Source organism: Corynebacterium sp. ACRPF (genome assembly GCF_022347395.1).
Classification (GTDB): domain Bacteria; phylum Actinomycetota; class Actinomycetes; order Mycobacteriales; family Mycobacteriaceae; genus Corynebacterium; species Corynebacterium tuberculostearicum_D.
Genome location: NZ_JAKRNB010000003.1, coordinates 141,011 through 151,367 on the forward strand (window position 1 = coordinate 141,011; position 10,357 = coordinate 151,367).

The 10,357-nt window shown below is 58.9% G+C and carries 10 protein-coding genes; 3 read left to right on the forward strand and 7 right to left on the reverse strand.

What is annotated here, in order from left to right; translation table 11 throughout:
- Positions 1 to 10: 10 nt before the first annotated feature.
- From dxs to dut, 5 genes are all read right to left on the reverse strand, one after another.
- Positions 11 to 1,936: a 1-deoxy-D-xylulose-5-phosphate synthase gene (dxs, locus tag MHX61_RS02465; protein WP_239192180.1), complete on the reverse strand. Its 1,926-nt coding sequence runs from the start codon at positions 1,934 to 1,936 to the stop codon at positions 11 to 13.
- Positions 1,937 to 2,074: 138 nt separating this feature from the next.
- Positions 2,075 to 3,298 (reverse strand): class I SAM-dependent RNA methyltransferase, encoded by a 1,224-nt coding sequence (locus MHX61_RS02470; protein ID WP_239192182.1) that lies wholly within the window; start codon positions 3,296 to 3,298, stop codon positions 2,075 to 2,077.
- Positions 3,291 to 4,013 (reverse strand): DUF3159 domain-containing protein, encoded by a 723-nt coding sequence (locus tag MHX61_RS02475; protein WP_204608779.1) that lies wholly within the window; start codon positions 4,011 to 4,013, stop codon positions 3,291 to 3,293. Before MHX61_RS02475 ends, MHX61_RS02470 begins: the two co-directional genes overlap by 8 nt.
- A 17-nt stretch (positions 4,014 to 4,030) precedes the next feature.
- Positions 4,031 to 4,978 (reverse strand): DUF3710 domain-containing protein, encoded by a 948-nt coding sequence (locus MHX61_RS02480; RefSeq protein ID WP_204608777.1) that lies wholly within the window; start codon positions 4,976 to 4,978, stop codon positions 4,031 to 4,033.
- A 48-nt stretch (positions 4,979 to 5,026) separates the two neighbouring features.
- Positions 5,027 to 5,500 carry a dUTP diphosphatase gene (gene dut / locus MHX61_RS02485; protein WP_204608775.1) on the reverse strand — a complete coding sequence of 158 codons (474 nt, stop codon included), beginning with the start codon at positions 5,498 to 5,500 and terminating at the stop codon, positions 5,027 to 5,029.
- 64 nt (positions 5,501 to 5,564) lie between these two features.
- Between dut and MHX61_RS02490 the strand changes: the two genes are divergently transcribed.
- The gene (locus MHX61_RS02490; RefSeq protein ID WP_370658399.1) at positions 5,565 to 6,101 is read left to right on the forward strand and encodes a DUF3093 domain-containing protein; all 537 of its coding nucleotides are present in this window, start codon (positions 5,565 to 5,567) and stop codon (positions 6,099 to 6,101) included.
- Between the two features lie 110 nt (positions 6,102 to 6,211).
- Here the strand turns inward: MHX61_RS02490 and MHX61_RS02495 are convergent, their stop codons facing one another.
- Both MHX61_RS02495 and MHX61_RS02500 read right to left on the reverse strand, forming a co-directional pair.
- Positions 6,212 to 6,502, reverse strand: a complete 291-nt coding sequence (locus tag MHX61_RS02495) for a DUF4193 domain-containing protein (RefSeq protein ID WP_005325023.1) — start codon at positions 6,500 to 6,502, stop codon at positions 6,212 to 6,214.
- A gap of 112 nt (positions 6,503 to 6,614) precedes the next feature.
- Positions 6,615 to 7,502 (reverse strand): inositol monophosphatase family protein, encoded by an 888-nt coding sequence (locus MHX61_RS02500; protein WP_239192184.1) that lies wholly within the window; start codon positions 7,500 to 7,502, stop codon positions 6,615 to 6,617.
- Between MHX61_RS02500 and ppgK the strand changes: the two genes are divergently transcribed.
- Positions 7,501 to 8,259 (forward strand): polyphosphate--glucose phosphotransferase, encoded by a 759-nt coding sequence (ppgK, locus tag MHX61_RS02505; RefSeq protein WP_239192186.1) that lies wholly within the window; start codon positions 7,501 to 7,503, stop codon positions 8,257 to 8,259. The two genes, MHX61_RS02500 and ppgK, sit on opposite strands and share 2 nt — an antisense overlap.
- 200 nt (positions 8,260 to 8,459) lie before the next feature.
- Positions 8,460 to 9,917 carry an RNA polymerase sigma factor gene (locus tag MHX61_RS02510; RefSeq protein WP_049377392.1) on the forward strand — a complete coding sequence of 486 codons (1,458 nt, stop codon included), beginning with the start codon at positions 8,460 to 8,462 and terminating at the stop codon, positions 9,915 to 9,917.
- Positions 9,918 to 10,357 lie beyond the last annotated feature (440 nt).

The following is a 10,357-nucleotide window of genomic DNA, read 5'->3' on the forward strand; positions in this document are numbered from 1 at the left end:
TGGGCTAGGTTTAGTCCTCTTCTCCTCGCGCGTTGGCATCAGCAGTGAGGTTTTCTAGCCACTCGCTTATCGACGCCGCCATAAGCTCAGGCGTCAACCCGAACTCTTCCAAAACCTCGCCGCGGGACCCGTGCTTAGGGAAGTATCCCGGAACGCCGAGTCGGCGCACAGGAGTATCGACCTCGGCTGCGCTGAGGGCCTCCGAAATCATGGAGCCAATACCGCCGCGGACAAGGCCGTCTTCTGCAGTAACCACCAAGTCGTGGTCAGCCGCGAGAGCCACCACAGAGCTTGCCACCGGCGCTACCCAACGCGGGTCAACAACGGTAACGTTCACGCCTTGCTCGCCGAGCAGCTTCGCAGCCTCGATGCTGCGCGCGGACATGGCACCGATGGAAACGATGAGTACCTCAGGGGTGTCCTCCCCGGCATCGGCTTCGCCATAGTGCAGGATGTCTACGCCATCGCCCAACGTATCCACCGCTTCCATATCCGGCAGCAAATTGCCCTTAGGGAAGCGCACCACGGACGGGCCAGATTCAATCTCTAGCGACTCACGGAAGAGCTCCCGCAGGCGCGCGCCATCGCGCGGGGCGGCAATATGCATTCCCGGCACGATGCTCATGAGCGCCATATCCCACACGCCATTGTGCGAAGCGCCATCGGAACCGGTAACTCCGGAGCGGTCAAGCACGATGGTTACCGGCAGCTTTAGCAGCGCAATATCCATAATGACCTGATCCACGGCGCGGTTTAAGAAGGTGGAATATACCGCCACGACGGGATGCATCCCGCCGAGCGCCAAACCAGAGGCAGAGGTCATTGCGTGCTGCTCGGCAATTCCCACATCAAAGAACCGCTCTGGGAAGCGCTCTTGGAAGGGAGTGAGCCCAGTAGGACCTGCCATTGCGGCGGTAATGGCTACGATGTCATCGCGCTTCTCGGCAGCGGCTACCAGTTCCTCTGAGAAGGCGGCCGTCCAGCCAGGCTGCTTGGTGCCCTTAGCCACACCGGTGACCGGATCGATAGCACCGGTAGAGTGCATCTGGTCCTTCGGCTCATTGACGGCCGGGGCAAATCCGTGGCCCTTTTCGGTAACCACGTGCACGATGATGGGCCCGTCATAATCGCGGGCATAAGTCAGGGCATGTACCAAACTATCGATATCGTGGCCATTGATGGGACCGATGTACTTCATGCCCAGTTCCGGGAACATTTCGGTAGGCAAGACGGTGGACTTGACGCCTTCCTTCACGGCGTGCAAGGCATCAAAGGCACGCTCGCCTACCCATCCCATTTGCTTCAGGCGGCGCTTACCCTGTTCCATGAGCTCGTCATAACCATGCTGGGAGCGGATGCGGCCGAGGTTTTCGGAAATGCCACCGATAGTGGGCGAATAGCTACGGCCGTTGTCATTGACCACGATGACCGCATTGCGGCCCTTGTCCTCCGAGATATTATTTAACGCCTCCCAGCACATGCCGCCGGTGAGGGCGCCATCGCCGACAACACCGATGACATTGCGGTGACCGTCGCCGCGAATCTTGAAGGCCTTAGACAAGCCATCAACCGTAGACAGCGACGCCGAAGCGTGGGAGGACTCGGTCCAGTCATGCTCGGACTCGCCGCGGTCCGTATACCCCGAAAGGCCGTCCTTTTGCCGCAAGGTATCGAATTGATCCGTGCGCCCAGTTAACATCTTATGCACATAGGACTGGTGCGAAGTGTCAAAAATAATGGGCTCGCGCGGAGAATCAAATACGCGGTGCAACGCAATGGTCAGTTCCACCACGCCCAAGTTGGGCCCCAGATGTCCGCCCGTGACGGAGACCTTGTCAATGAGGCGCTGCCGAATCTCTGCCGCCAGCTCCTCAAGCTTGTCTGCAGACAGTGCCTTGAGGTCCTGCGGCGAGTTAATGGTATCCAAGATAGTCATGGAGCGGCCTTCAACTCCTTCTGTGCTTAGTTCTTCTTTTCTACCGTACCCGCGGCGGGCGGTGAATATTATATCGGTCAATGTTCCGAGAACGGCGCGGCAACGTGCCGCACCCCGCCTCGGAGCCATAAAGGCTCATTAGGCGGGGGTAATGAGAGCAATCGTTTCAAAGTGGTGCGTTCCGGGGAACGCGTTAATGAGTGCCATCTTTTCTATTCCGTATCCGTGCTGGTTCCAGTATCCCAAGTCGCGTGCGAAGGTGGCGGGGTCACATCCCACGTGAACGACCGCCTGGGGTGCAGCGGCCGCCACGGAACGAATCACGTCCTCCCCTGCTCCGGTGCGCGGCGGATCAAGGACTACAGCGCCAGGCTTGGGAAGCTGGGCGGCGACCTGCTCCACCTTCGCGGACTTTACTTCCACATCGCAGTCCGCAAGGGCGGCCTGTTCCCCGGCCGTAGCCGCCGGTGAGTAATCCACGGAGATAACCTTGCCCTGCACGGCATGGGCCAGTGAGGGAACGAATAGGCCTACGCCGCCGTAGAGATCCCAGGCGGTGTGCTCTTGGTACTCGCGGCCCCCGAGCCACTCCGCTATCAGATCGGTATACGCGGCCGGTGCGTGGCTGTGGGCCTGCCAGAAGGCGGTAGCAGGAAAGCTAAACGTCCGCCCGTCGACATGCTCGTGCACCTTGCCGCTGCCTTCTACCACCTCACGGATGGTCTCCACGCGGCGCCCGCGCGGGGCCTTGCGGGATTCTACCACGTGGCGGTTGCCATCGCCATCGAGAACGGCGATGACCTCAGCGCCTGGGGTAAATCGGCGCGCGCCCTCTCCAACGAGCCCCTCTGCCAATCCCGGAGCCAGCTGCGTACAGGCAGCGCCCGTAATAAGCTCATTGGACCGACGTTGACGGGTTCCGGCGTGCCCTTGCTTGTCGACGCCCCACCTCACCCGCGTGCGCCATCCCCGAACCGGCTCTAGGGTGTGCTGCTCAATGTTCAGTTCCTCGCCAGTGACAACGCCGGTGCGGCGCAGCTGCTCCGACAAGATCTCTGCCTTGATTCCGGTTTCGGCCGAGGGATCCAGCTCGGCGAAATCACAGCAGCCAGCTCCTTGCGCGGCCGCAGGACAAGACGAGGGAACGCGCAACGACCCAGGGCTTAGTACGCTTTCCAGCTCTGCCTTAATGAACGACTTCTTTACACGGCCGGCCGTAGCTTTTACGACGTCGCCGGGAAAAGCGCGAGGAACGAATACCACTCGCCCATCCGGCGCCTGGCCAATTCCTTCCCCGCCGTGCGCCATGCGGTCAATGGTGACCTCAAGACTATCGCCACGGCTCATCGTTGATTCAGTCATTTTCTGCCTCAGACTTTTGTTCTCGTTCTGCGTTAGTGTGCTCACCTGTGCCCGCCGCTGCGTCCACGGCTGCATCCGCGCGGCGCACCATCCACACGGTCAGCGCCGTAACTAGAAGCGTCAATGGCCACCCCATCAAGATTCGGGTCACCCCTAAGGCAGTGGTTGCATCCGCATCATAAATGGCGCGCTGAATAACAAAGCGGGCCAGGAAGATGACCGCCCACCCGCCGGTAGCGATGGCATAAGCCCGGCGCGCCTGAGCAACCTTTTGCCACTGCATTTCCTCGCCGTTAATTCCTTTCCAGATGACACCCACAGCGGGCCACCGGAAGAGGATTGATAGTACAGCGGCAATGCACAGTGCCAACGACATCCAGATGCCGTACAAGAAATACCCTTTGGCATCACCCGTAAACCAGGCGATGGCAGCGCATAGTGCGACTCCCAGCAGACCCGATATGGCTGGCTGCAGGGTCTCTTTCCGGATTACCCTCCAGAGTGCAATAACAACGGCCACGCCGAGCGCCGCTGCCAAGGCTGGGCCCAGCCCAAAGAAGTTATTGACTGGAATCAGCACAATGACTGGCAAGGTGGCCGACACGAGCCCTGACAAGCCTCCCATCTGCTCCAGCAGCGTGGGTTCGGCAGCAGACTCCTCAGAGTCCAGGTTCTTAGCGTCCGGGGAAGGGTGCGGCGAGGAAGAATGTGTCACGTGGTTTACTGCTTTGCCTAGTTCTTGGAATTAGGTGCAGAGCCCTCATCGGGATTCTGCGGGGACGATCCATTCTCACCCTGTTGTGGGGTACCGCCCAAATCGCGCAGGTGTTGCTCCGCCTCTGCTTCTGCCGCAGGGTCGGGGCCGCCCACGCCGTTTTCTGGGTGGTCTTGAGCATTAGCGGCTGCCTGCTGTTCTTGCTGGCGCTGGTCCATGGCCTGCTTGACCTGCTCTACCAGCTGCTCAGGCATGATGACCGGCAAGGCATTTCCCGCCAGTATGGGGTCTTCCCCGCGGTAGACGAAGGTACGGGCAGCAACCTCGCGGGCCATGTCTGCGAGGTCTGCTTCCATACCGGCCGGCGCGGCCAAGGTCATGCGCAGCATCCAGCGCGGACCGTCTGCACCGATGACGCGAATCTGACCGTTGTCGTTCTTGCCCACGACCTCAGCACCCCAAGGGCCTGGCTCGGTAGTAACGGTAAGACCGTCGCGGCTCATGCCCTCCTTGATTTCCTCCACAGATTCTGCCCACTGGCCTGGCTTACGTGGGGCGGCAAAGGCTACGGGAGTAATTCGGCCTACCTTGGTCACTATGTGCAGCATTCGTGGGCCTTGTTCGCCCATTTCCACCTGTACCTGGGATTCCTTTGGCAGTGGGATGCGCAGGGACCCCAGATCTAATACGCCAATGGAAAAGTCGCTGAAATCAAAGGTCTCGATATCGACAGAGTCTCCATCAAAGGGGCCGGTCTGGCCATTGATGGCATCATGTGCAAATTCGCGGGGTTCATTGCCAGAAGCCGCCGCGGCATCTGCTGCGGTGTCGCCTACTGGAGCATAGGTCTCCTGCGCCTCTGCATCCGCGGACGTGGGGTCCGCCGGCTTTTCGCTTTGTGCTGCAGGCTTTTCCTGAGCCTTCTCTTCTTCGTCTTTCTTCTTGCCAAAGGGCCAGATTCCCATGGGTGCTACGTCCTTTCTAAAAGTCTCGTTGAGTCTCTACTGCTTTAACTACACACCGGTAGAGCCATAGCCGCCGGCTCCGCGGACGGTGTCATCCAACTCTTCAACCTCAGCAAACCCCACCAGCTCTACGCGCTGGACCACGAGCTGAGCGATGCGCATTCCGCGTTCGATCTCAATGGGAGCGTGCCGGTCGTGGTTGATGAGGCAGACCTTGATCTCCCCGCGGTAATCGGCATCCACCGTGCCCGGGGTATTGACAACGGAAAGCCCTTGCTTGGCGGCTAGTCCGGAGCGCGGGTGAATTAAACCAACCGTTCCTAGTGGCAGCGCAATGGCAATCCCGGTGCCGACGAGGGCGCGCTCGCCGGGTTGCAGGGTAAGAGATTCTGCTGCATAGAGGTCCGCACCGGCGTCACCACGGTGGGCGCGGTGCGGCAGTGGAAGCTCCTTATCCAGGCGCTTGACTTTAATGTCCCCAAAGGGGCTTTCTGATTGAGAATGCGGAATCGAGTCAGTCACCTGGCCAATCCTACCTGCCTTGGGAGGTTCATTCTGCGGCGCGTGTGGACTAGACTGACTAAACGTGTCTGATACATCTGCTACTTCCGCAACTCCGGCACCGTCAAGCGCCGCTTCGGCACAGGGCACGGTGGACTCTCAAGTGCTCTACCGCGAACGCCAGTGGGTCCCTTGGTACTTTTGGCTATTCGCCGCCGCCATCGTGGCACTTACTTCCGCTACTGCCGGCCTTAACCGCTCCATGTGGTGGACCATTATTCCCGCGATCCTCCTTGGCGCTATCGCAGTGTGGGTACTTATTACCTGGTCCAATACGGTCATCAAGGTAGAGCGTGACCCGGATGGAACGCGTTGGCTCACGGTCAAAGATGCCCAGTTGCCCAACGACGTCGTGTCGCGGTCTATCACCGTTCCCAAATCTGCGCGGCGCAATGCGCTGGGTCCACAATTCGATCCCGCAGCGTTTTTGGTCTCCCACGCTTGGGTGGATGAGCACGCCATGATGGTGCTCAATGATCCAGAGGACGATACTCCTTATTGGCTCATCGCCTCGAAGGATCCGGAGGCTTTGCTCCACGCTTTCGTTCCGGAACAGCACTAATCTTTAATAGCTTTGCACACCACCGAAAGTTTGGTGGCTGCAATAGCAAACCCCGCATTCGGCAGGTGAAAAGTTGCCGAGTGCGGGGTTCGTTTCTGCTGTGTATTCCTCTAGGCGCAATCCTTGCAGATTGGCTGGCCGTCCTCTTCGTGGGAGTAACGCTTATTGGACTGCACTAGGAAACACGAACCGCAAGTAAACTCATTTTCCTGACGTGGAACTACCTCAACATTAAGCTCCTCGCCCGTGAGGTCTACTGATGGCGGCTGGAAGGCTTCGACGATTTCTCCGTCATCGTCCATGCCGTTGTTATCGCTCTCAGCGGCTTTGAGTCCTTCTAGGGAGTCAGTTTCGAGTTCATCTTCCGCGCGCCGGCGCGGTGCGTCATAATCGGTGGCCATAATGCACGCCCCTAATGGTCAAGTTGCTTTAAGGAATGGGTATTTATCGATCGCGCATAGTAAAGCACAAATGGCTAGATGTCATCTCACCGCTCGCCGGCGTGGGAAACTATTACCCCCGCAGCGCGTCCGTGGCCCCGTGCGCTGCTAAAAGCTTTTCGAATGCGGGGGCCAAATCTGCCCCCGCGGCCCAGGTAAGTTCACCGTCAGCGGAGCCTTTATCAAAGCCTGGATGGCGCACCACTGCACCTGCCTCGCGGGCAATGATTGCCCCAGCAGCGAAGTCCCACGCGTTGATGCCGTGCTCAAAGTAGGCATCAACGGTTCCCTCTGCCACCCTGCATAGGTCGAGCGCGGCAGCGCCGATGCGGCGAATATCACGCACATTAGGCAGGAGCTTGGTAAGAAGCTCCGCTTGGGCTGCTCGCCGGTCAGCTTCGTAACCAAAGCCGGTGGCTACTAAGGCCAACGCAGGATCTTGTGTCTGGCCACACCGCAGTGCGTGCTCAATTCCGTCTGGGCCGGTTACCGTGGCACCCTGGCCGGCTGCGGCAGCATAGGTGCGCCCGCGCGCCACGTTGACCACTGCGCCAGCTACGAGGTGCCCTTGGTACTCTGCACCGATGGATACGGCGTAGTCCGGCACCCCGTAGAGGAAATTCACGGTGCCGTCAATCGGATCGACAATCCAGGTAACGCCACTGGTCGATTCCACATTGGCGCCTTCTTCGCCAAAGATTCCATCCCCGGGGCGCTGGGTGCGAATGGTGGTGGCAATGAACTCCTCTGTAGCGGTATCGACCTCCGTTACGGGATCTACGTCGCTGGACTTGGTGTGGGTATGCGCCGCGATGCCGTCACCGGCTACGAGTTCTGCACGCCGCGCAGTAATTAATTCCGCAGCCCGCGTGGCGGTAGAAACGGCAAAATCCCGCAATTGGAGAAAATCGATCTGCTCAGTCATGCCAACTATTGTGCCTTCTTCTAGACTGTCGGGCATGACTACTCTTTCTGGCCATTCCTTTGGCATCGATATCGGAGGCTCCGGCATTAAAGGCGCTGAGGTGGACCTTGCCACCGGCGAATTCGTGGGCGAGCGTTTGAAGATCGCCACCCCACAGCCGTCTACGCCGCATGATGTTGCCAAGGTGGTAGCCCACATCGTGCAGGAAAAGCAGTGGGACGGCCCCGTTGGCATCACCCTGCCGTCCGTGGTTCGCAACCAGGAAGTCGAGACTGCGGCAAATATTTCCAAGGACTGGATTGGGGTCAACGCCACAGAACTCTTTGCGGACTACCTGGATTCGGATTTTGCCGTGCTTAACGACGCCGACGCGGCGGGACTAGCCGAGGTTGCCTACGGAGAGGACATCGCCAAGCAAGGCTCCGTAATCTTCCTAACCCTGGGCACCGGTATCGGTTCGGCCTTCTTCCTAGACGGCCAGTTGTTCCCGAATACCGAATTGGGGCACCTCACGGTGGGCGGTGACGAGGCTGAGAAGATTGCGTCCTCGGCTGTAAAGGACCGCGAGGAACTCAAATACAAGCAGTGGACGAAGCGACTCAACAAGGTCCTCGCGGAATATGAAAAGCTTTTTAACCCGCAGGCCTTCCTCATCGGGGGTGGGATTTCCCGCAAGTTTGAAAAATGGGGCCCACACCTTGATATTGAAACCCCCGTCATGCCTGCACAACTGCGCAATCGCGCAGGAATTGTCGGAGCTGCGATGGCGGCGGTAGACGGTTTGAAACCGTAGTATTCACGCACTGCAGGTGACCCTATCCACCGGCAGATTGGAAAGATCCTCTATACTGGGCGGTCGATCCTAAGTTAAATAGCTCTAGGGCGTGTCTGGCCTGCATAAGGCCACAACGCGTTAACATCACACTGATACACGAGCGCCCGACTAGGGCGCACTGAGCTGTTTCAATCAAGAAGTTAGTCGAAAGGGCGTACGTGGCAGCCACTGAATCTTCAGACCAGGCACTCGGCGAGGGCGAAAACGCCGCTGAGGCATCTACTCCTGCAAAGAAGACCGCCAAGAAGACGGCAAAGAAAACCGCGAAAAAGACGGCTAAGAAGACGGCCAAAAAGACCGCTAAGAAAACAGCCAAGAAAACCGCGAAGAAGACCGCCAAAAAGTCGGCCAAGAAGACCACTAAGAAGTCTGCCAAAAAGGCCACTAAGAAGACGGTCCGCAAATCCGCGGCAAAGAAGCAGGAATCCCCAGCCGAGTCCGAAAAGCAGGCACAGCCGGAAGCAGAAGAGGAGCTCGAGGAGGACGAGCACGACGAGGACGTCGACTTCGATCCCACAAATGCGGACATCGAAGACGATGATGACTTCGACGCCGGCGAAGACCTCGAAGAGGACTTGGACGATGACGATGAGGAAGAAGAGGAAGACTCCTCTTCCGTCTGGGATGAGGAAGAGTCAGCTGCGCTGCGTCAAGCACGCAAGGATGCGCAGTTAACCGCTTCTGCTGACTCTGTCCGTGCCTACCTCAAGCAGATTGGTAAGGTAGCCCTGCTCAACGCCGAGCAAGAGGTTTCCCTGGCCAAGCGCATCGAGGCTGGCCTGTACGCACAGCACCGCATGGATGAGATGGAAAAAGCCCGCGCCGAAGGCGATAAGGCTGCCAAGCTCTCCCCCATGGAAAAGCGCGACCTGCGCAGCATCGCCCGTGATGGCCGCAAGGCCAAGAACCACTTGCTGGAGGCCAACCTGCGCCTGGTGGTTTCCTTGGCCAAGCGCTACACCGGCCGTGGCATGGCTTTCTTGGACCTCATTCAGGAAGGCAACTTGGGTCTTATCCGCGCGGTGGAGAAGTTCGACTACACCAAGGGCTATAAGTTCTCCACCTACGCCACGTGGTGGATCCGCCAGGCCATTACCCGCGCCATGGCTGACCAGGCTCGTACCATCCGCATCCCAGTGCACATGGTGGAGGTCATCAACAAGCTGGGCCGCATCCAGCGCGAGCTCTTGCAGGACTTGGGCCGCGAGCCTACCCCGCAGGAGCTGGCGAAGGAGATGGATATCACCGAGGAAAAGGTGCTCGAAATCCAGCAGTACGCCCGCGAGCCCATTTCCTTGGATCAGACCATCGGTGACGAAGGCGATTCCCAGTTGGGTGACTTCATCGAGGACTCCGAGGCCGTCATTGCGGTCGACGCCGTATCCTTCACCTTGCTGCAGGACCAGCTCCAAGACGTTCTGACTACACTGTCCGAGCGTGAGGCCGGCGTGGTTCGCCTCCGCTTTGGCTTGACCGACGGTATGCCGCGCACTTTAGACGAGATCGGCCAGGTCTACGGAGTTACCCGCGAGCGCATTCGCCAGATCGAGTCCAAGACGATGTCGAAGCTGCGCCACCCCTCTCGTTCCCAGGTACTGCGCGATTACCTCGACTAAGAGGCCAAGCTTGCCAAGGCAAGCGACAAGACGCACACGCTTGCCGACGCCGCCCTCGCCTCCCCCGTTAGCTCTAAGGTGCGGAGGGACGCGAGGGCATTTTGCATCTGTGGCACAAGCTTGAGTTCAGAGGGTCGTTGCAACACTTTCCCTTAGGAGGGTGTTGTTGTGTCTGGGGTTGTTGGCCCGTTTCATTCGTTGTCTGAATCGGATCGTCGTGGCTTAGTTGCCTTGGTTGGCAGTGGGCGTAGTGTCCGTTCGGCGGCTGGTGAGCTTGGCTGTCATTACGGGCATGCTTTGAATTTTTGCCATGCCTTTAGATTGCCAGTCGTGTATAAAGCCAAACGAGTTGATCGCCGCGGCAGCCAGGCTGTCCAGCTTGTAGAGCTAGTCCGAAGCGGACTGTCGGTACGCCAAGCTGCTAAAAGATGTGGGATGCA